This window comes from Streptomyces ochraceiscleroticus (assembly GCF_000720485.1).
GTDB classification, from domain to species: Bacteria; Actinomycetota; Actinomycetes; order Streptomycetales; family Streptomycetaceae; genus Streptomyces; species Streptomyces ochraceiscleroticus.
Genome location: NZ_JOAX01000006.1, coordinates 220,170 through 240,959, shown reverse-complemented (window position 1 = coordinate 240,959; position 20,790 = coordinate 220,170). Strand labels below are relative to the sequence as shown.

General features: G+C 71.6%; 18 protein-coding genes. 9 read left to right on the top strand and 9 right to left on the bottom strand.

Annotated elements, in window-relative coordinates:
* Positions 1-48 precede the first annotated feature (48 nt).
* Together IG84_RS0110980 and IG84_RS0110975 are read left to right on the top strand one after the other, a co-directional pair.
* Entirely contained in the window at positions 49-1,263 is a 1,215-nt protein-coding gene (locus IG84_RS0110980; RefSeq protein WP_031054446.1) for an acetyl-CoA C-acetyltransferase, read from the top strand.
* A 56-nt stretch (positions 1,264-1,319) separates the two neighbouring features.
* Positions 1,320-2,150 (top strand): alpha/beta fold hydrolase, encoded by an 831-nt coding sequence (locus tag IG84_RS0110975; protein WP_031054443.1) that lies wholly within the window; start codon positions 1,320-1,322, stop codon positions 2,148-2,150.
* 99 nt (positions 2,151-2,249) lie between these two features.
* Here IG84_RS0110975 and IG84_RS0110970 read toward each other — a convergent pair whose 3' ends face one another.
* On the bottom strand, positions 2,250-3,038 hold the full coding sequence (locus IG84_RS0110970) for a VOC family protein (RefSeq protein ID WP_031054441.1): 789 nt from the start codon (positions 3,036-3,038) through the stop codon (positions 2,250-2,252).
* A 168-nt stretch (positions 3,039-3,206) separates the two neighbouring features.
* Positions 3,207-4,064 (bottom strand): GNAT family N-acetyltransferase, encoded by an 858-nt coding sequence (locus tag IG84_RS0110965; protein ID WP_031054438.1) that lies wholly within the window; start codon positions 4,062-4,064, stop codon positions 3,207-3,209.
* Positions 4,065-4,444: 380 nt separating this feature from the next.
* Between IG84_RS0110965 and IG84_RS0110960 the strand changes: the two genes are divergently transcribed.
* Complete coding sequence (locus tag IG84_RS0110960; RefSeq protein WP_078648744.1) at positions 4,445-6,091, top strand: AMP-binding protein; 1,647 nt, start codon at positions 4,445-4,447, stop codon at positions 6,089-6,091.
* A gap of 63 nt (positions 6,092-6,154) precedes the next feature.
* Here the strand turns inward: IG84_RS0110960 and IG84_RS38835 are convergent, their stop codons facing one another.
* From IG84_RS38835 to IG84_RS0110940, 4 genes are read right to left on the bottom strand one after another with little or no spacing between them, the layout of a single operon-like run.
* On the bottom strand, positions 6,155-6,655 hold the full coding sequence (locus IG84_RS38835; RefSeq protein WP_051861600.1) for a LutC/YkgG family protein: 501 nt from the start codon (positions 6,653-6,655) through the stop codon (positions 6,155-6,157).
* Positions 6,652-8,139, bottom strand: coding sequence for a lactate utilization protein B (locus IG84_RS0110950; RefSeq protein ID WP_051861599.1), 1,488 nt, complete (start codon positions 8,137-8,139; stop codon positions 6,652-6,654). The genes IG84_RS38835 and IG84_RS0110950 overlap by 4 nt, the downstream gene beginning before the upstream one ends.
* Positions 8,136-8,933, bottom strand: a complete 798-nt coding sequence (locus tag IG84_RS0110945) for a (Fe-S)-binding protein (protein ID WP_051861598.1) — start codon at positions 8,931-8,933, stop codon at positions 8,136-8,138. Before IG84_RS0110945 ends, IG84_RS0110950 begins: the two co-directional genes overlap by 4 nt.
* A 39-nt stretch (positions 8,934-8,972) precedes the next feature.
* Positions 8,973-9,689 (bottom strand): IclR family transcriptional regulator, encoded by a 717-nt coding sequence (locus IG84_RS0110940; protein WP_051861597.1) that lies wholly within the window; start codon positions 9,687-9,689, stop codon positions 8,973-8,975.
* A 204-nt stretch (positions 9,690-9,893) separates the two neighbouring features.
* Here IG84_RS0110940 and IG84_RS0110935 point away from each other — a divergent pair, with 204 nt between their 5' ends.
* The 5 genes from IG84_RS0110935 (at position 9,894) to larB (ending at position 15,434) form a co-directional block, all read left to right on the top strand.
* Complete coding sequence (locus IG84_RS0110935; protein ID WP_063761778.1) at positions 9,894-11,321, top strand: MFS transporter; 1,428 nt, start codon at positions 9,894-9,896, stop codon at positions 11,319-11,321.
* A gap of 212 nt (positions 11,322-11,533) precedes the next feature.
* The gene (locus IG84_RS0110930) at positions 11,534-12,445 is read left to right on the top strand and encodes a YceI family protein (RefSeq protein ID WP_031054422.1); all 912 of its coding nucleotides are present in this window, start codon (positions 11,534-11,536) and stop codon (positions 12,443-12,445) included.
* Positions 12,446-12,564: 119 nt separating this feature from the next.
* The gene (locus IG84_RS0110925; protein WP_051861596.1) at positions 12,565-13,881 is read left to right on the top strand and encodes a lactate racemase domain-containing protein; all 1,317 of its coding nucleotides are present in this window, start codon (positions 12,565-12,567) and stop codon (positions 13,879-13,881) included.
* A 10-nt stretch (positions 13,882-13,891) separates the two neighbouring features.
* Positions 13,892-14,764, top strand: coding sequence for an ATP-dependent sacrificial sulfur transferase LarE (gene larE / locus IG84_RS0110920; protein ID WP_037799864.1), 873 nt, complete (start codon positions 13,892-13,894; stop codon positions 14,762-14,764).
* Positions 14,757-15,434: a nickel pincer cofactor biosynthesis protein LarB gene (larB, locus tag IG84_RS0110915; RefSeq protein ID WP_031054416.1), complete on the top strand. Its 678-nt coding sequence runs from the start codon at positions 14,757-14,759 to the stop codon at positions 15,432-15,434. The genes larE and larB overlap by 8 nt, the downstream gene beginning before the upstream one ends.
* Before the next feature lie 6 nt (positions 15,435-15,440).
* Here the strand turns inward: larB and larC are convergent, their stop codons facing one another.
* Both larC and IG84_RS0110905 read right to left on the bottom strand, forming a co-directional pair.
* Positions 15,441-16,673, bottom strand: coding sequence for a nickel pincer cofactor biosynthesis protein LarC (gene larC, locus IG84_RS0110910; protein ID WP_031054414.1), 1,233 nt, complete (start codon positions 16,671-16,673; stop codon positions 15,441-15,443).
* 183 nt (positions 16,674-16,856) lie between these two features.
* Entirely contained in the window at positions 16,857-17,417 is a 561-nt protein-coding gene (locus IG84_RS0110905) for a hypothetical protein (protein WP_031054412.1), read from the bottom strand.
* Between the two features lie 305 nt (positions 17,418-17,722).
* Here IG84_RS0110905 and IG84_RS0110900 point away from each other — a divergent pair, with 305 nt between their 5' ends.
* Positions 17,723-19,678 (top strand): glycoside hydrolase family 84 protein, encoded by a 1,956-nt coding sequence (locus tag IG84_RS0110900; RefSeq protein ID WP_031054410.1) that lies wholly within the window; start codon positions 17,723-17,725, stop codon positions 19,676-19,678.
* Between the two features lie 55 nt (positions 19,679-19,733).
* On the opposite strand, the gene IG84_RS0110895 is transcribed toward IG84_RS0110900, so the two are convergent.
* Positions 19,734-20,768: an ABC transporter substrate-binding protein gene (locus IG84_RS0110895; protein ID WP_078648741.1), complete on the bottom strand. Its 1,035-nt coding sequence runs from the start codon at positions 20,766-20,768 to the stop codon at positions 19,734-19,736.
* Positions 20,769-20,790: the final 22 nt, after the last annotated feature.

The following is a 20,790-nucleotide window of genomic DNA, read 5'->3' as shown; positions in this document are numbered from 1 at the left end:
GTCAGCCGCCCCGTTCGTCGTCGACCCGTCGTGGAGGCATCGAAAATTATGCGTGAAGCAGTGATTTGTGAGCCCGTCCGTACCCCCATCGGACGATTCGGTGGTGCCCTGAAGAGCCTGAGCGTGGCCGAGCTGGGCACGGTCGCGCTACGGGGGCTCCTGGCCCGTACCGGCCTCGACCCGGCCGCGATCGACGACGTCATCCTCGGCAACTGTTACCCGAGCAGCGAGGCGCCCGCCATCGGCCGGGTCGTCGCCCTGGACGCGGGCCTGCCGATCACCGTGCCCGGCATGCAGGTCGACCGCCGCTGCGGCTCGGGCCTGCAGTCGGTACTGCAGGCAGCGATGCAGGTGCAGTGCGGTGTCAGCGAGCTGATCGTCGCCGGTGGCGCGGAGAGCATGAGTAATGTCGCCTTCTACGCCACCGACATGCGGTGGGGCGTCAAGGGCCAGGGCGTGACACTGCACGACGGCCTGGCCCGGGGCCGCGCCACCGCCGGCGGCCGCAACTACCCGGTACCGGGCGGGATGCTGGAAACCGCGGAGAACCTGCGCCGCGAGTACGGCATCGACCGCGAGGAACAGGACCGGCTGGCGGTGACTTCACACCGGCGGGCGGTCGCCGCGCAGACCTCCGGCGTGTTCGCCGAGGAGATCATTCCGGTCACGGTACGGACGAAGAAGGGCGAGACCCTCGTCGACACGGACGAGCACCCCCGCGCCGACGCCTCGATGGAGACCCTCGGGGCCCTGCGCCCGGTACTGGGCAAGCAGGACCCCGAGGCCACCGTGACCGCGGGCAACGCCAGCGGCCAGAACGACGCCGCGGCGATGTGCGTTGTCACCCACCCGGAGCGGGCCGAACAGCTCGGCCTGCGCCCGTTGGTACGCCTGGTGTCATGGGGTCTGGCCGGCGTGGCCCCAAAACTCATGGGCATCGGCCCGGTCCCCGCCACCGCCGTTGCGTTGGAGAAGGCGGACCTGAAGATCTCCGACCTGGACCTGATCGAACTCAACGAGGCGTTCGCCGCGCAGGTGCTCGCCTGCACTCGCGAATGGGACTTCGGCGAGGCCGACTTCGCGCGGCTCAACATCCACGGTTCCGGCATCTCCCTGGGCCACCCGGTCGGCGCCACCGGCACCCGCATCCTCACCACCATGACCCGCGAAATGCACCGCCGCGACGCCCGCTACGCCCTGGAAACAATGTGCATCGGCGGCGGCCAGGGCCTGGCAGCGGTCTTCGAGCGGGTGAGCGCTTGAGTCCGAGGTAAAAATGCGGGCACGATCGGGCGGGAAGGCCGAGGAGGGGGAGAGACGTGTTGGTCGAGGAGAGCGTCCGGGTGAACGGCATCGAGGTGCGGTACCGGGTCGCCGGGGACGGGCCTGCTGTGGTGCTGGTGCATGGGCTGGGGGAGGACGGTGGGGCGTGGGGGCGGCAGCAGCGGGAGATTGTGGGGTGGCGGACGTACGCGTATGACCTGCGTGGGCACGGGGGGAGTGGGATCGGTGCTGCCGAGGGGAGTATCGGTCAACTCCGGGATGATTTGCTGGAGTTCGTGCGACTGGTGTCGGGGCCGGCCGTGTGTGTCGGGTTCTCGCTGGGTGGTGCGGTCGTGCTGGCCGCTGCGGCGGCCGAGCCTGAACTGGTCAGGGGAGCCGTGGTGTTCGGCACGTCCACGGTGGTGGGGAAGGCCGCGGTGGAGTTCTACGAGGAGCGGATCCGGCTGGTGCGCGCCGGGGATCGGCAGCGGCTGGCGGATGTGATGCGCGCGGACACGGCGGCCGCGCTGCATCGTACGGACGGGGACGTGGAGGTGGACGCGGTGACCGCGCGGCGGATGGCGGCCGTCGGGGACGGGGTCGGGTATGCCAACGCGGCCGCCGCGATGGCCGGGCTGCGGGAGCGCCCGCTCACCCCGGCGCTCGCCGACATCACGTGTCCCGTCGTCGTTGTCGGGGCGGCGCAGGACGCCTTCTGCCCTCGCAAGGCCGCCGAGATCATGATGGATGGGCTGCGGGGCGCGGAGTGCGAAGTGCGGTACGAGGAGATTCCGGAGGCGGGGCATTTGATGAATGTGGAGCGACCGGTGGAGGTCACGGATCGGCTCGTGGCAGCGCTGGAGTCGATGGGGGCCGGTTCCGCGTGACGGTCGCGCACCGGCCTCCCGCGTGATGGCCACGTACCGGCCCCGGGTGCCGGTGACGGCGCCCGGGGCCGGTGCAAGGGAACACGACAGCCGTGTGAGCTACGAGATCTTCGGCATGTCCCCCTTCGTAGTCCCCATGTCGATCACCGAGAACCCCGCCCCCTGCTGGTCCGACACGGCGGCGAAGCGGCCGAAGGGGCTGTCGTGCGGGCCGAAATGCACCTGGCCGCCGAGCTTGGTGATCTTTGCGATGGCCTCGTCGCAGTCGTCGACGGCGAAGTACGGGTTGATGTGCGAGGGCAGCCCGGCCGGGAAGTCCTCGGTCATCCTCATCCGGCCGAGGGTGGTGTCGCCGCCCAGCTCGTAGAGCTTGAAGTCGATGGCCTCGTCCTGCATCTTCTTCACGCCGTACGAGAAGAGGGCGGGGAAGAACGCGTCCGCCCGCTCGGCCTCGCGGGTGGTGATCTCGGCCCAGCAGTACGAGCCGGGCTCGCCCTGCTTCTCGAAGCCGCGGTGGGTGCCGGGCTGCCAGAGGCCGAAGGTGACGCCGGCGGGGTCGGCGGCGATCGTCATGTGCCCCAAGTCCCCGACGGCCATGGGGTCGATGACGATCCGGCCGCCGAGGTCACGGATCTTGCCAGTGGTGGCCTGGAGGTCGGCCGAGGCGAAGAAGAGGCACCAGGCGGTCGGCCAGTCCTGGCCGGGCATCTTGGGCGAGAGGCCGGCGACCCTCTTTCCGTCGGAGAATGCCTGGGTGTAGTTGCCGAACTCCGCCGAGCTCTCGCCGAAGGTCCAGCCCAGCACTTCGCCGTAGAAGGTCTTCGCTGCCTCCAGGTCGGGGAACGAAGCGTCGATCCAGATGGGTGTGCCCTCAGGTTTAACGGCCATGGCCTGCCTTCCTCCGTTTTCCGTTATGAGGTGTCTCTGTGGAGGTCTTGTCCGGCTTGCCACGGTATCCACTGATCTTGCTTTGTGCCCGGCGAAGGAATCGAACATACGGTCAATTTTCGAGAGTAGGGGGAGGGGTGGAGGGTGGCTCAGCTAAGCCCTCGGTCCTCAGCCCAGTTCCAGGCTTGTCACCCCGAAGATGGTCGCCGTGGACACAGGCCGGACCGGGCCGGTGTACATGCGGGCCGTGGCGAAGGACGGGGTGAGGCCGAGGGAGGTGGCCAGTGCGGTGGCCTCCGGGTTGGCTTCGGGGACGTCGATGGCGAAGGGGGCGCCGTCCAGGTCGGCGGTGAGGCCGTCGAGCAGGGCCCGGGCGTCGTCCGCGGTGTCGGCGAAGAGCGGCCCGATGCGGTATGCGTCGCGGCCGGGGCGGATCACGCCGTAACCGGTCACCCGCCCGTCGGCGACGCGGGCGAGCGCCCGATGTCCGTCGGCGGTCAGCCAGTTGCGCAGGAAGTGCGGGCGGTCGGCGGGGTATCGGGCGCCGTCGTACGCGATGACCGCGTCCAGCCCGGCGGCCTCGGCCGGGACCACGTGCGTGGGGGACGGGCGGCCGGCCGGCGCGGAGCCGCCGTACCGGTTGGTGCGGTAGGCGAGTTCGAAGCCGGAACGGCGGTAGTTGTCCTGCTGGGCCGGTACGCCGTCCAGGCCGACGGTGCGCTCGCCGGCGTGCGCGAGCGCGGTCTTCCAGGTGGTGAGGCCGTGGCCGCGGCCGCGCTGGTCCGGGCGGACGAGGTAGAAGCCCAGGAAGGCGTAGTCCGGGCTGTAGTTGACGACCGAGATGGCGGAGACCGGTTCGCCGTCGATCCGGCCGAGGAAGAATCCGTCGGGATCCTGGGTGAAGAAGCAGGCGGCGTCGGCCAGGCCCGGGTTCCAGCCCTCGGCCGCTGCCCACTCGCTCACGAGCTTCCAGTCCTCCGGCGTGGCTCGCGTGACGACGAGCTGATCAGGGGCCTGACGGGGCATGACGATGTCCTTTCCGGCGGGGAACGGGCCGCGCGGCGGCCCACGGTGCGGGCCATCCTTCCCGATCCGTTCACTCGTATCCAGCAAGCGAAGTGGCCGTCGCCCTGCGCGAAATGAGGGTCAAGTAGGGGAACGAGTAAGGAAAAGAAAGGAAAAGAGGAAGTCAAGTGCCTGGATTGGAAGGATTGCGATGTGCGGTGAGGAGGGGGTGAGCGCTAGCATGGGATTTGGTTGTCTGGGGCAACCAAATTCCCGGGGCGGGGGACGCTTGTGCCGGGTGCGGCGCCCTGCGCGCCGGACCGGCCCTGGGCACCCACCGACCGATGGAGTACCACCACCGGGGCGCGGGGACGAGCGCGCCGGTGTTCAGGAGGACATTCATGCCTGCCGAGGCATCCGCACCCCAGACCACCCCCACAACCCCCCACGAAAACGAGGGCAGTTCGACCAACGCGCCGCTCAGCCTCACTGACGCCGCGGCGCCGGAGACCCCATTCCGTACCTACGTCGAGGACATCCTCGACGCGCTGGCGGCCGACCCGGACCGCGAGCTCCTGGTGCACGGTGACCGGCGGCTGACTGCTGGTCAGTTCCACGACCTGGTGCACCGCACGGCGCACGCCATGGCCGCGCAGGGCATCGAGCGCGGCACCACCGTCACGCTGCTCAGCGGCAACCTCCCCGAGGCCATCGCGGCCCGCTACGCCGCCAACCTGGCCGGCTGCCGGGTCAACCACCTCTACAACAAGCTCTCCGCCGACGTACAGGCCAACATCGTGCGTGACGTGGAGACCCGCGCGCTGATCGTCGACCCGCGGCTGGCCGACCGCGCCGCCGAGCTGATCGAGCTCGCGCCCGTGCCGACCGTGCTCACCCTGGGCGAGGCCAAGCGCGAGATAGGCCGGGACGTGCTGGCGCTCGGCGCCGAGCAGCCCGCCGAGCCGTTCGCGCCCCGGGCGCTGCCGGAGGACATCTGCACCATCCGGCACACCGGCGGCACTACCGGCCACCCCAAGGGCATCGTCACCACCTTCGAGCAGTACAACCGCATGCGCGCGATGATGCACGCCGCGCAGGAGCAGGAGTACAAGCCGAAGCAGCTCGTGTGCACCACGATCGCGCACGCCGCCGGGATGCTGGCCGACGTCATGTTCCTCAGCGGCGGATCGGTCGTGCTGCACGACGACTTCGACCCCGCGGAGGCGCTGGCCACGGTCGAGCGGGAGGGCATCACGCACCTCTTCCTGCTGCCGCCGCTGGTCTACCAGTTGATGGACCACCCGGACTCCGAGCGCCGGGACCTGTCCAGCCTGCGCGCCCTGACCTACGGCGGCTGCCAGTCCTCGCCCGCCCGTATCGCCGACGCGGTCCGCCGCTTCGGCAAGGTGCTCGTGCAGTTCTACGGGCAGAACGAGGCCGGCGGCATCAGCGTGCTGCCCGCCGAGGAGCACGACCCGGACAACCCGGAGCGGCTCCGCTCGGCCGGCAAGATCCTGCCGGGCGTCGAGGTGGCCATCCGCGACACCGACGGCAAGGACCTGCCGGCGGGTGAGCTGGGCGAGATCTGCGTCCGGTCCGCCGGCACCATGACCGGGTACTGGAAGCAGCCGGAGCTGACCGCCGAGGTGCTGCGGGACGGCTGGCTGCACACCGGTGACGTGGGCTTCGTCGACGAGGAGAACTACATCACCGTCGTCGACCGGATCAAGGACATGATCGTGGTCGTCGGCGGCCATGTGTACACCACCGAGCTGGAGGACCTGCTCAACTCGCACCCGAAGGTGCTGCAGAGCGCGGTCTTCGGCGTGCGGGACGCGGACAACATGGAGCAGGTGTACGCCGCGGTCGTGGCGGTGCCGGACAGTGGCGCCGAGGCGGAGGAACTGCGCGCCGCGGTGCGCGAGAAGCGGGGCGCGATGTACGAGCCGGCCCACATCACCTTCGTCGACGCCCTGCCGCTGACGGACGCGGGCAAGCCCGACAAGAAGCTGCTCCGGCAGCAGGCGGAGCAGGCGCAGGCTGCCTAGCGGACTGCGCGGGCGGGTGCCGAGGTGCGCGGGCGGGTGCCGAGGCGTCCGCCCGCGCGGCTCTCACGCGTCCGGGTACACCGCCACCCGTACCGCCCGTGGCCCGTGCATGCCCTGGATCATCGCGGACTCGATGTCGCCGGAGCGGCTGGGCCCGGTGACCAGCTGCATCCCGGACGGCATCGGGGCGAGGCGGCCGAGTGCCGCGATCAGGTCGGCGTAGCCCGCGTACAGGCGGGACCGCGGCACGACCGCGAGGTGGACGCCCGGCAGTACCGCCGTGCCGCGGGGGCGGCCGGGCGCCGGGCCGATGGCGAGCGTGCCGGTCTCCGCGGCGGCACCGAGTACACCGGTGATACCGACCTCGGCGTCCCACGGGTCCGCCGGGCGCGGTCCCGCCACCTCCAGGCCCTTCAGGTCGGGATGCTCGTCGACGAGGGCGCGGCGGGCCCCCGCCCATTCCCGTACCAGCGCGAGCGCCTCGTCGCGCGAGGCGGTGAGCTCGCCCAGGCCGCCGGCCTCCGCCAGCCGGTCCCGGAAGAGCGCGGTCACCTGGTCGTTCATCCTTGCCTCCGGTCGCGGCCGTGGAACCATCTGCGGAACGCCCCCGCCTCCCGCAGCGGCGGCAGTGCGCGGCCACCGGCCCACCCGCGGCCCGGCCCCGGCAGCCGGGCCAGCAGCCGCTCGGGGAGCAGCCGGCCCGCCAGCCGGGCCGCCGCCAGCGTGGCGCGGAAGCCTGTCCCCGTACGCCACGCCAGCGACCAGGCCCGCCAGCCGGCGCGGGCCGTCCGGGCGTCGGGCCGCGCGCGTTCGTGCTCGGCGCGGAGGTTCACCAGCAGGTCGGGGATCGGGATCTTGACGGGGCAGGCGTCGTAGCAGGCGCCGCAGAGCGAGGAGAGGAAGGGCAGGTCGGAGTCCTTGCCCGGCTCGCCGAGCAGCGGGCTGAGGACGGCGCCGATCGGGCCGCCATACACCGCGCTGTACGGGTGGCCGCCGCCCACCGTCCGGTACACCGGGCAGGCGATCTGGCAGTTGCCGCAGCGGATGCAGGCGAGTACCTCTTCCTGCGGCGTGCCGAGCGCCTTCGTGCGGCCGTTGTCGAGGATGACGAGGTGCAGTTGCTCGGGGCCGTCCGTCTCGCCCTCCTGGCGCGGCCCGTTGACGAGCGTCTGGTAGACGGAGACCCGCTGCTTGGTGGCGGCGTCGCACAGTAGCGGGATGAGAACGCCGAGGTCGGCGAAGCGCGGGATCACCTTTTCCACGGTCATCACGGCGACGTGGATGCGTGGCTGGGAGGTCACCATGTCGGCGTTGCCCTCGTTGGTGACGATGGCGAGGGTGCCGGTGTCGGCGGCCGCGAAGTTGACGCCGCTGATGCCCATGCCGGCGGCCTTGAAGTCGGCGCGCAGCCGGGTACGGGCGAAGGCCGCCAGCTCGTCCGGATCGCCTGACACCTCGTCACCGGCGAGCTGGCCGAAGAGATCCGCCACGTCCTGCCGGGACTTGTGCAACGCGGGCGCGACGATGTGGCTGGGCCGCTCATCGGCCAGTTGGACGATGTACTCGCCCAGGTCCGTCTCGACCACCTCGATGCCGTGCGCGGTGAGATGGGAGTTGAGATGGATCTCCTCGGTGGCCATCGACTTGGACTTCACCGCGAGGCGTACGCCGTTCTCGCGGGCGATCCGCTCGATGACGGCGCGCGCGTCGGCGGGGGTGGCGGCCCGGTGCACCACGCCGCCGTTGCGCTCGACGTTCCCCGTGAGCTGCCGGAGGCACTTCTCCAGGTCGGGCAGGGTCTCGCGGCGGATGGCCGCGCCGCGTTCGCGCAGTCGGGCCACCTCGGGGGACCAGGTGCCGACGTGCCGTTGCTCGTCCAGGGCGGCGAGGCGGTCGTGGGTGGGGCGGGCGGTGGGGACGGTCAGCGCGTCGCGTGTGATGAGGGGGAGCGGGCGGCGGTGCGGCGGGATGTCGCCGGCCGCCCACTCGGGCCGGTCGGGACGGATGCGCTCGCGGCCTGCGAGCGCCGAGGAGTGCTGCTCGGTCATGCGGGCACCTCCGTCGCGGCGCCTGTTCCCGCGGGCACCTCCGCCGGGACCAGCGCGTCGCGCACGATCTCCGCGAGGTGCCGGGTACGGACCGGTGGCCCCGCCTTCCGCGCCCGGCCGCTCAGGTGCAGCAGGCAGCCGGGGTCGGCCGAGACCAGCCAGTCGGCGCCGCTCGCCGCCACCGTGCCGAGCTTGGTGTCGGCCATCGCCACCGACACGTCGGGGAACTTCGCCGCGAAGGTACCGCCGAACCCGCAGCAGGTGTCGCAGCCCGCCATCTCTCTGACCTCCAACTCCGCGATCCGGCTGAGCAGTTCACGCGGTGCGCGACGCTCGCCGAGCGTGCGGGCCATATGGCAGGAGTCGTGGTACGTGACCGAGCCGGGCAGCCGGAGCCGCAGCCCGGCGCCGTACGCCACGACGAACTGGCTGAACTCATAGGTGCGTTGGATCAGTGCGCGCTGCTCCGGGGTGGGCTCGCGCAATCGGCCGAGGTGGTGGTGGAGGTAGGCGGCGCAGGAGCCGGCGGGGGTGACCACCGCGTCGTACGGGGCGAAGATCCGCAGCCAGCGGTCGAGCAGCGCCCCGGCCTCCGCCGGATGCCCGGAGTTCAGCGCGGGCTGGCCGCAGCACGTCTGGCCGCGCGGCAGTTCCACCGTGACGCCCATCGCCTCCAGTACCTCCACCGTGGCCCGCGCCGGTCCGCCCGCCGCCAGGTCGCCCATGCACGAGGTGAACAGTGCGACCCGCGCCGGCCGGGGTGGTGCCCCCGCATCCGTATCCACGTCCGTCATCCGACTCCTCCGACTGCTCCGACTGCTCCGATTCCGTCCTCATGCCATCACCGACTCAACCCGCCGGGCCGTGTCCCGTACCGCGTCCGCCAGTGCCAGCACCTCCTCGCGGCTGACGACGAAGGTCACCGTGGAGACGCTGACCGCGCCGACCGTGCGGCCGTCGGGGGTGTGGACGGGCGCCGCGAGGCAGCGCACGTTGGGTTCGTTCTCCTCGTCGTCCAGGGCGTAGCCGCGCTCCCGGACGGTGGCGAGGTCGGCGGCGAGTGCGTCGAGGGTGGTGTGCGTGTGCTCCGTACGCCGCTCCAGGCCGGTGCGGTCCACCAGCTCGGCCAGGGCCGGCGCGTCCAGCCCGGCGAGGATGCACTTGCCGATGGCGGTGGAGTGCAGCGGCTGCTGCATGCCGACGCGGGACAGCATCGCGAACGGCTGCACGCCCTCGACCTTGTGGGTGTAGACGACGCGGTCGCCGCTGCGCAGGCCCATGTGCAGGGTCTGCCCGATCTGCGACTGCAGCTCGACGAGGGCCGCTTCGACGGTGGTGTGCCGGCGGCCCTGGCTCACCGCCGCGCCGATGCCGCTGGCGGTCGGGCCGATGCCGTACCGCCCGCCCGGGTACGCCACCGCCCAGCCCTCGGCGACCAGGGTGGCCAGCAGCCGGTGGGCCGTGGGCTTGGACACGGCGGCGTCCGCCGCCAGTTCGGCCAGCCGGAGGGGGCCCGGCGCATGGCAGAGCACCTCGATGAGCCGCAGCACCTTGCGAGGACCCGCGCCGTCGTTGGGCTTACCGGAATCCGTTCTCGCAGAACTCCTCGACGTCCTTGCAGAACTCGTTGACACGTCTTCGAGGCTAGGGCTAGCTTCCCCCGATATTCCACCCCCCTGAACGACGTTTCGCCAGGCGGAACGGCGGAACATTCTCCACTTCCTGGACCATTCGTGCCGACGTCAGGAGAACCCGTGACGACTCAGGCGGAGATAAGGCAGCTGTCCGACCGCGCAGCACAGCACGTCCTCAGCAAACAGGGCACCGACGCGGGGCGTCGCACCGGCTGGCTGATGATCTCTACGATCCTGATCGAGGCGTGGGATCTGTACGCGATCTCCTTCCTGCTGCTGTTCGTCAAGAACGACCTGCACCCCAGCGCCGCGATGCTCGGACTCGCCTCCGGCGCCGTGCAGTTGGGGGCGCTCATCGGGGCGCTGGGGGGCGGCTGGGTGGCCGACCGGATCGGCCGGCGCAAGGTCTTCATCATCACGATGGCGCTGTTCGTGGTGCTCGCGCTGAGCCAGTCCTTCGTGACCAGCATGTGGCAGCTCGTGGCGGTCCGGTTCCTGCTCGGCATCCCGCTGGGCAGCGACATCTCCACGGGCTACGCGTACATCATGGAGACCATGCCCAAGGGCAAGCGGGAGGTGATGGGTAACCGCTGGCAGGGCATGTTCGGGCTCGGTGAGATCGCCGCCATCGCGGTGATCACGGTGCTGTACCTCAGCGGCATGGACCACGGCCTGCTGTGGCGGATCGGCCTCGGCATCGGCGCGCTGCCCGCGCTCGCGCTGCTCATCGGCCGGCTGGACGTGCCGGACACCGCGCTCTGGCTGGTGCAGCGCGGCAAGTTCCGGCAGGCCAAGGTGGTCGCGAAGAAGATGTTCAACGACGACCTGGACATGCTGCCGGACGAGGACTTCGCCATCGAGCGGCCGCGCACCCGTGACTTCCTCGCCGGCATCTGGCAGGACCCCATTCGCCGCAAGGCCAGCATCTTCGCCTGGATCTCCAACGCCATGCAGGGCGCGGAGTTCGCCGCCTTCGCCTTCTACCTGCCGGTCATCCTCGTGCTGACCGGGGTCTCCGGCATCGGTGCCACCAACTTCGTCACCGGCGCGATCTACATCATCGCCACCATCAGCGGCTTCGTCGCGCCGATGGTGACACCGAAGCTGGGCCACCGGGGCGTGGCACGCTGGGGCTTCGGCATGGCCTTCGTCTCGCTCCTGCTGGCCGCGCTCTTCCTGCAGTTGGAGTGGCATGTGCTGGTGCCGCTGGCCGCCGCGGGCCTGATGTGGGGCCACTACTGGGACGCCTCGAACGGCATGACCATCGCCTCGATGGTCGCGCCCAGCCGGTACAAGGCCACCGCCTCCGGCTTCGGCTACATCTTCGTCAAGCTCGCCGCGTTCGTGACCATCTTCTTCTTCCCGATCCTCTTCACCGAGCTGGGCGTGCCGCTGGCGACCGTGATCGTCTCGCTGCTGTCCCTGACCGGGTACCTCGCGGCCACGTACATCCTCCCCGAGGTCTACGGCTACGTGGAGCAGGAGGAGGGCGTCGGGACCGGGCAGGGCGAGGGCCGGGAGCGGCCGGAACGGAGCGCCACCACCTGACGGCAACGGGCGTGTGTACGAGGGGTGAACGTCTCGCGCTTCGTGCCATTGCGCCCGAGTTTGCCCAGGTCAATGCCGTGGGGGCGAGTGGGTAGCACAGTGCGGCGCATGAAATCGTGGGCACAGGGACGGTCCTGGTCACCGTCACCCCCCTCTCCCACGACCCCGCCCCAGGGGTCCTGTTGACATGCACCGCGTAGAAAGGTGATGGCATGCCCATCGCACTGCTCCGGAGGAAGCGGGCCGGCCGTGGCCCGCGCGGAGCCGGCCTCCTGCACCCCGTCCCCCCGGGTGCGGGTGCCTTCAACTGTGAGGTGCTCGACCCGCTCGGTGAGCCGCTGCCCGGGGCCGAGGTCACCGTGACCTCCGCACACGGCGGGCAGGTGGTGGCGAAGCTGACGACGGATCCGTACGGTCTGTTCTTCGTGACGCTGCCCGTCGGCCGGTACAGCGTCCTGATCGCCTCCGACGGTCTGCAGCCGAACCGGCAGACCATCGACGTCCGGGAGGGCGAGACCCTGCCGCTCTCGTCGATCCGGCTGGAGTCCTCGACACCGCCCGAGCTGCCCCAGCCCGGCACGTGGCTCTTCGACCCGCCGCACACCGCGATCCGGTTCATCGCCAAGCACGTCGGCATGGCCAACGTGCACGGCCGGTTCACCCGCTTCCAGGGCGGCATCCGGGTCGCCCCGGACATGGCCGACTCGCGCATCGAGGTACGCATCGAGGCGGCGAGCATCAACACCGGCAACAACACCCGGGACGGCCACCTCCGCTCGGCGGACTTCCTGGACGTCGAGAACTACCCGTACCTGCACTTCGCCTCCACCCGCTTCATCCACAAGGGCGGCGCGAAGTGGACCGTGCAGGGCGTCCTGGAGATGCACGGCGTCAGCCGTACCGTCTCCCTCGACACCGACTACCTCGGCGCCGTCAACGGCGGCTACGGCGAGGAACTGCGCTGCGCCGCCCGCGCCACGACCGAGCTGCACCGCGAGGACTACACCCTCAACTGGCGCAACATGCTCGCCCGCGGCATCGCCGTCGTCGGCCCCACGGTCAAGCTGGAGCTCGACATGCAGGCCATGTACCGCTGCGAGGACACGCCGACTCCGCCGGAGTAGACCGGACGGCACACCCGCGGCCAGGGCCGCCTCCGCGAGTGCGGGGGCGGCCCTTCGTGTTGTGCGGAGTTGCGCGCACACCCTTGCGGCCGGGGCCCGGGCTCGGAGATCGTTTCGGCATGAGGGAGAACGCGTACTCGGCGGACGCGCACGAGGGCGGGGGACCGGCGCCCGCGGCCGCATGCATCGGTGGGCCCGGCACTGTGCTCAGTGAGGCGCAGGTGACGGAGTTTGTTGCCGGGCAGCTCGGTGGTGCCGGGCTGGACGGCCGGAGTGTCTGTGTTGTCGTGCCCGACGGGACCCGTAGCTGTCCGCTGCCGTTGTTGCTCTCCGCGGTGCACGGCGCGCTCGCCGGGCGGGTGAGCCGGCTGACCGTACTGATCGCGCTCGGCACCCATGCCGCGATGGACGAAGCCCGGCTGGCCCAGCACCTCGGCTATCCGGAGGGCGGCCTTGAGGACTGCTATCCGGGCATGACCGTACGGAACCACGAGTGGTGGGACCCGGGGACCTTCGTTTCGCTCGGCACCATCTCCGCCGAGCGGGTCGGCGAGCTGTCCGGCGGGCTGCTGCGCCAGGCCGTCGACGTCCGCCTGAACCGTGCCGTCGTCGACCACGACGTCACCCTCGTGCTCGGCCCGGTCTTCCCGCACGAGGTCGTCGGCTTCTCCGGCGGCAACAAGTACTTCTTCCCCGGCGTCGCGGGCGCGGAGATCATCGACCTCTCGCACTGGCTCGGCGCCCTGATCAGCAGTGCGGAGATCATCGGCACCCGCGGCATCACGCCGGTACGCGCGCTCATCGACGAGGCCGCGGCACTCATCCCCGGCCGCCGCCTCGCCCTCTGCGTCGTCGCGCAGTCCGGCACGGCGGGCGCGCTGCACTCCGTCGCGTGCGGCACCCCGGAAGCCGCCTGGGCCGCGGCCGCCGAGGTCTCCGCCGAGACCCACGTCCGCTACCTCGACGCGCCCGTGAAGCGCGTGCTGTCGGTCATGCCCGAGAAGTACGAGGACATCTGGACCGCCGCCAAGGGCTTCTACAAACTGGAGCCGGTCGTCGCGGACGGCGGTGAGGTCGTCCTCTACGCGCCGCACATCACCCAGCTCTCCGCCATGCACCCGGAGATCGCCGACATCGGCTACCACTGCCGCGACTACTTCACCGAGCAGTGGGACCGCTTCCGGCACCTGCACTGGGGCGTACTGGCCCACTCCACGCACCTGCGCGGCGCGGGCACGTACGACGCGGCGACGGGCGAGGAACGGTGCCGCCTCACGGTCACGCTCGCCACCGGCATCCCCGAGGACGTCGTACGCGCCGCGAACCTGAATCACCTCGACCCGGCCGAGGTCGACCCCGACGCCTTCGCCGCCGACCCGGAGACCCTGGTGGTGCCGCACGCGGGCGAGATCCTCCACCGGCTGCGCACCCACTGAGGAGCCGCACATGACACCCCCGCACCTGCCTGTGCTGACCGGCCGGGACGCCGCCATTGCGGATGAAGTGGCCGTACTGCTGCACGGCGCCGCGCCCCTGGGCGTCGCCTTCTCCGGCGGCGTGGACTCCTCGCTGCTGCTGGCGCTGGCCGTACGGGCGCTCGGTGCCGAGCAGGTCGTCGCGGTCCTCGGCGTCTCGCCCAGCCTCGCCGCCGACGAACGCGCCGGGGCCCACGAGGTGGCCGCCTCCATCGGCGCCCGGGTCATCGAAGTCACCACGTACGAAGGGGAGTCGGCGGCGTACCGTGCCAACGGACCGGACCGCTGCTTCCACTGCAAGGACGAGCTGTTCACCAGGATCTCGGACGAGGTCGTCGAGGCACACGGCCTCGCGGCGGTCGCGTACGGGGAGAACGCGGACGACGCCCGCCGGCCGGACCGCCCCGGCAGCCGCGCCGCCACGGAGCACCGCGTGCTGCGGCCGCTCGCCGACGCCGGTCTGGACAAGGCAGCCGTGCGCCGCCTCGCCCGCGCCCTCGGACTCCCCAGCGCCGACAAGCCGGCCGCGCCCTGCCTGGCCTCCCGCATCCCGCACTTCGAAGAGGTCTCGCCCGCCAAGCTCGGCCAGATCGAGCAGGCCGAGAAGGCGCTGCGGGGGCTGGGGTTCGGCGACTGCCGGGTCCGGCACCACGGGGACGTGGCACGCGTCGAGCTGCCGGTCGAGGACATCGCGCGGGCCGCCTCCGGGGAGCTGCGCGAGGCGGTACTGAGCGCGGTGCGCGCGGCCGGCTTCCGCATGGTCGCGGTCGACCTGGCGGGCATCCAGTCGGGTGCCTTCACACTGCCGCTGGTCAGCGCGACGGGGGGCGGCCGCCATGGCTGAGAGCACGCCGGACCTCACGGGCCTCGCGGAGCTGGATCACGACCGGGCCGCCCGGCGGGGCTACCCGGAGGCCGTCTACTGCGAGGGGAAGACGGCCGCCCAGGTCGCCGCCATCGCCGCCGCCGTACGGGAGAAGGGCGCCGACCCGGTCACCCTCTTCACCCGCGCGGACGACGGCCACGCCAAGGCGGTACTCGCCGAACTCCCCGAAGCGCGCCATGACGCGGAGGCCCGGCTGCTCGCCTGGCCACCGGAGCCGCCCCCGCCGGCCGGTGGCAAGGTGGTCGTGGTCTGCGCGGGTACCTCCGACCTCCCCGTGGCGCGGGAAGCCCTGCTCACCGCCGCCTACCTCGGCCGGGAGACCGACTTCGTGGCGGACGTGGGCGTGGCCGGGCTGCACCGCGTCCTCGGCAAACTCGACCGGCTGCGCGCCGCACGGGCCGTCGTGGTCGTCGCCGGCATGGACGGCGCCCTCCCCGGCGTCGTGGCCGGCCTGATCGCGGCGCCGGTCGTCGCCGTCCCGACCTCGGTCGGCTACGGCGCCGCCTTCGGCGGCCTCGCCCCCCTGCTGACCATGCTCAACGCCTGCGCCCCGGGCGTCGCGGTGGTCAACATCGACAACGGCTACGGGGCGGGCCACATGGCGGCCCAGATCGCGGCGCCCTGCTGAGTACGGCTACCTCCGGCCGGTCGGCAGTTCGGCGCCCGGGACCAGCCCGGATGCCACTGCCGCCGCGGCCGCGGCGTCCAGCAGCGTGACGACCGGCTGCCCCCGATCCGCGGCGAGGGCCGCCACGTCCTCGAATTCGGGGGTGGCCCGTACGATCACGCCACCGCGGTGGGCGACCTTGACCGGCACCTCGTCGTCGCCCGCCATGGGGACGCGTATCCACGTCCGCTCCAGTGCGGTCTTCCGTACGGCCGACTCGCGGACCCCGATCGTGCTGGTCTCCCGGAAGACCAGGTCGCGCAGCGCGTCGGCGCGCTGCCGCGGCGCCAGCACGCGGAGGGTGTGCGCCGGGCGGCCCTTCTTCATCAGGATCGGGACCAGCCAGGCGTCCGAGGCGCCGGCCGTCAGGAGCGAGGCGAGCACACCGGGCCACAGCCGCGGGTCCAGATCGTCGACGTTGGCCTCCAGGACGACGGCGGAGATCTCCTCGTCGGTCCCGGACGCGGCATCCGCCGGGGTGCCGATCACCACCCGTACGACGTTCGGCCGCCCCGGTGTGTCCTTCGTACCGGCGCCCACCCCGGTCGCCTCGGCCCGCAGCCGCGGCAGATCGCCGCACTCCGCAGCCAGTGCGGTCACCAGCGCCATGCCGGTCGGGGTGGCCAGCTCGCCCGTGCCGCCGCCCACCACCTCCCAGCCCGCGGCCAGTTCGAGCACGGCGGGCACCGGCACCGGGAGCTCGCCGTGCGCCGTGCGCACCCGCCCGGAGCCCAGCGCGGCCGCGCTCGCGGTGATCCGCGCGATCCCGAGGTCGTGCAGCGCGGCGCAGACCCCGACCACGTCCGCTATCGAGTCCCACGCGCCGACCTCGTGGAAGTGCACCTCCTCGACCGGCACGCCATGCACCCGCGCCTCCGCCGCCGCGAGCCGGCCGAAGGCCGCCAGGGCCCGGTCGGCCACGGGCGCCGGCAGCCCGGCTTCCTCGATCCGGACCCTGATGGAGCGCCAGGTGCGGTGCGGATGGTCCTCGGCCAGCGGCTCGACGCCGACCTTCGTGGCGCGCAGCCCGGCGCGGGTGACGGCCGCCTGCGTCAGCCGCACCGCGCCCGGTACCACCGCGTCGATCGCCTGCTGCACGGCCTCCGGCGCGGCACCGGCGTCGACCAGCGCGCCGAGCAGCATGTCCCCCGCGACGCCGGAGGTGACATCGAGCCAGGCCAGCCGGTGCGGGTCGGTCATGCGGTGCTCTCCTGCGGTGCTGCGGGACGTTCGCCGTACGGACACGGTCCCGATCCTAGGATCAGGAGTCGGGCGGCGTCTCGTCAGCGAAGATCTTGGTGACGAACGTCCCGTCCCGGTGACCGACGCGGCGGCGCCCCTCCACCGCTGACGGGGGAGGGGCGCCGCGCCGCGGCCGCGTGGTCAGGAGGCGGGGCAGTGCACGTGCGGGTTGAACATCGCCAGCAGCCCGTCGGGATTGTGCTTGTACAGCCAGACGTGCAGGTCGTAGTGGATCGGCATCTCCGGCGCGTGACCGGGCATCGGGCCGTCGAATCCGCGGCCGAACATCCTCGGCCGGTCGTCGTCGGTGTTCACGTTCTTGTCGCGGTCGAGGACGACGTACTCCAGGGCGCCCAGCCGGCGCTTGCCGTCATGGCCCGGGACGTAGACGAGCACCGCGGGCTTCGCCGGGTCGGTGGAGCCGATGTACTCGCCCTTGACGTAGTGGTACCCCATGCCGCCCTCCGTCGAGCTGACGCACTCGTCGGTGCGCTTGTAGCCCGCCTTGACGGCCTCCCGCTCGTCGGTGAACCGGGAGGTGGCATGCCGGGCCTTCGCCAGGTCGTGCCGGACGTGGTCCGGGTGGCCGGAGTCCAGCCGTTCGTGGGCGGCGGCCGGGCCGGGGGCGGCGGCCAGCGAGGTGAGCGTGGTGAGGCTGAGCGTCGTGAGGGCGAGCGTGGCAGCCAGTCGGCGTGCGCGCATGGGGCGGCTCCTGTCCGTGGGTGGGATTACGTCAGATGTGACGTCAGACAGGAGCCTGCACGCGCCGCCGCGGGACCGCACCCGGGGTTGGGCCGTTAGCGCGGTCGCCACTGCGAGGCGCGGGCGGATGTGCCCGCAGGGCACCAGGGCGAAACACGCGGACAAAACTCCAAGTCCTGCTGGACTCGACGGCATTGACGTACGTTCCCGCATGTCGGAGGCTTGCGGACGGTTCAGGCCCCCGTTCCGCTCACCCCCCATGGGCCGTCCGCGTTCCCGCCGTCCGACCGCACCCCGGAGGCCACGTGACCGTCCTCTCCAGATCCCGCACCGGCTCGCTCGCCGTCCTGCTCGCCGCCGCCACGCTCGGCACGGCGCCCTCGGCGGGCGCGGCCCCGGAGCCCGCGCCCGCACAGCCGCTCCCCGTGATCTCGCCGACGCCCCAGCACCTGTCCCGGGCCTCGGCCGACGTCCCGCTCGGCGGCCGCGCCGAGATCGTCGCCGGCAAGGACACCGACGCGGCAGCCCGGCGGCTGCTCACCGAGACGCTGCGCGCGCACGGCATCCATGACATCGATGTCACCGCCCGTGCCACGGGTCACGCCCCGCTCACCGTGCTGCTCGGCCCGGCCGGCCGCCCGGACGTGGCGGCGGCCCTGCGCGGCACCGACGTACCGACGCACGACGAGGGATACGCGCTGCGGGTCGCGACCGGCCGGCAGCAGCGCGCCACCGTCGCGCTCGGTGGCACCGACGCCGCAGGCCAGTACTACGCCGTGCAGACCCTGCGCGGCCTGATCACCAAGGGCCGGATCGCCGGGGCCGCCGTCTCCGACTTCCCGTCCATGCCGCTGCGCGGCTCCATCGAGGGCTTCTACGGCTCCCCGTGGACGAACGAAGAGCGCCTGGACCAGATGGACTTCCTCGGCGAGGTGAAGTCCAACACCTACGTCTACGCGCCGAAGGACGACCCGTACCACCGCGAGAAGTGGCGCGACCCCTATCCCGCCGAAAAGCTCGCCGAGCTGGGCGCACTGGTGAAGCGCGCGACCGGGAACCATGTCCGCTTCACGTTCGCCGTCTCGCCCGGCAACTCCATCTGCTATTCCGACCCGGCCGACGTCAAGGCGCTCACCGCCAAGCTGCAGTCGCTGTACGACCTGGGCGTACGCTCCTTCTCCGTCCCGCTGGACGACATCAGCTACACCAAGTGGAACTGCGCGGGGGACGAGCAGAAATTCGGCGCGCCGGGCCGCGGCCCCGCCGCCGAGGCACAGGTGGGCCTGCTCAACACCGTCCAGCACGACTTCGTCGCCACCCATGAGGGCACCAACCCGCTCCAGATGGTCCCCACCGAGTACGGCGACCTCACCGACACCGCGTACAAGCAGAAGCTGCGCTCGGCGCTGGACAAGGACGTCGAGGTGATGTGGACCGGCACCGAGGTCGTGCCGTCGGAGATCACCAACGACCAGGCCGCCAAGGCCGCCGAGCTGTTCGGCCGCAAGGTCTTCGTCTGGGACAACTACCCCGTCAACGACTACGGCCAGACCGCAGGGCGGCTGCTGCTCGCCCCGTACGACAAGCGCGAGGCGAGCCTCTCCGACCACCTCAGCGGCGTCGTCTCCAACCCGATGAACCAGGAAGCGGCCAGCAAGCTCGCCGTCTTCACCATCGCCGACTTCGCCTGGAACGACCGCGGTTACGACGTGACCCGCTCGGCCCGGCAGTCCGCGCTGCACCTCGCGGGCGGCGACCCGCGGGTCGCCGACGCCGTGCAGACCTTCGTGGACCTCAACCACATGGCGCCCACCTTCGGTGAGACGCCGTGGCAGCCGCAGGCCCCGGTGCTCAGCGCCCGGCTGGCGGAGTTCTGGAAGGCGTACGACACCGACCCGCGGGCCGCGGTGAAGAAGCTGAGCCCGACCGTCGAGGACATCGTGCGGACGCCGGGCGTGCTGCGCGCCGGGGTGCCCGACAAGCTCTTCCTGCACGACGCCGACCGCTGGCTGGACGCCACGGAGCTGTGGGGCTCGGCAATGCGGCACGGCCTGGCCACGCTGACGGCGGTTCAGGACGGGGACACGGCGCGGGCCGCGAAGGAACGTGCCGCCATGGACGCCGACGCCACCTCCGCCGGGAAGATCACCTCCGACCCGGAGGAGACCCGCCCGCACGGCCCCGTCAAGATCGCCGACCCGTTCATCGGTGACTTCCTCGCGAAGGTGCGCGAGCTGCAGGACGCGGCGGCGAAGGACTGACCGGAGGCCCGGGGGGTGCCCTCGTACGAGAGCACCCCCGAGCATCCGGACTGCCCTACTTCAGATACTCATTGGTGTAAGTCTTCTTCAGGTCCACATCGGCCTTCGCGATCTCCGGCGTGAAGGCGGACAGCACCTTGTGCACCGCCGCCGCGCCGTCGGGCCGGATCAGCCCGTCCTTGGCATAGGCGTCCTTGGCCTGCGCGATGGCCTTCTCGTAGACCGCCGGGTCGTCACCGGCGTACTTGCGGGGCATCTTGGCCGCGATCTCCTTGGCGGAGTGGGTGTCGATGTACTTCAGCGCCCGGACGATCGCCTTCGCGAGCTTGCGCGCCTGGTCGGGGTGGTCCTCCAGCCAGTCGCGGTCCGAGTACAGGACGGCGGCGGGGTAGGTGGACACGCCGAAGTCCTCCTTGACGCCCCGCTCGGTGCGGGTGTCGGTGAGGATCTTCACCCGCTTCGCCCCGGCCCGCTTCTGGAGCTGGGAGACGGCCGGGTCGAGCATGACGGCCGCGTCCACCCGGCCCTGCTCCATCGCCGCGACCGCGGTCGAGTCGCCCCCGATGCCCTGGACGCTCGCCGCGTCGGCCTTCATGCCGTGGTCGGCCAGCAGCTTCTTGAGGAAGAAGTCCGTGGAGGAACCGGGCGCTGTCACGCCGACCTTGGCGCCCTTGAGGTCGTCGACCGAGTCGATCTTCTTGCTCGCCTTGGGCGAGACCGCCAGCACCAGCGACGGGTACCGCAGCATGTTCACGAACGACACCACGTCCTTGTGCTTGGCCTGCATCTGGATCGTGTGGTCGTAGTAGCCGCTCACCACGTCGACGCTGCCGCCCTGCATCGCCTGCAGCGCCTTGGACCCGCCCTGCAGGTCCGCCAGCCTGACCTGCACACCCTCCTTCTTGTAGTAACCGAGCTGCTGGGCGAGCGTGGTGGGCAGGTAGACCAGCAGCGGCTGGCCGCCGACACCGATGCGTACGGCGTCGCCCCCGCCGGCGGACGAACAGCCGGAGGCGGCGGCGAGCGTGGCGAGGCAGGCCGCCGCGGCCACGGCCCTGCGCAGCGGGCGACGGACAAGATGGTGCGCCATGAACTCTCCTGAAGGACGGGGA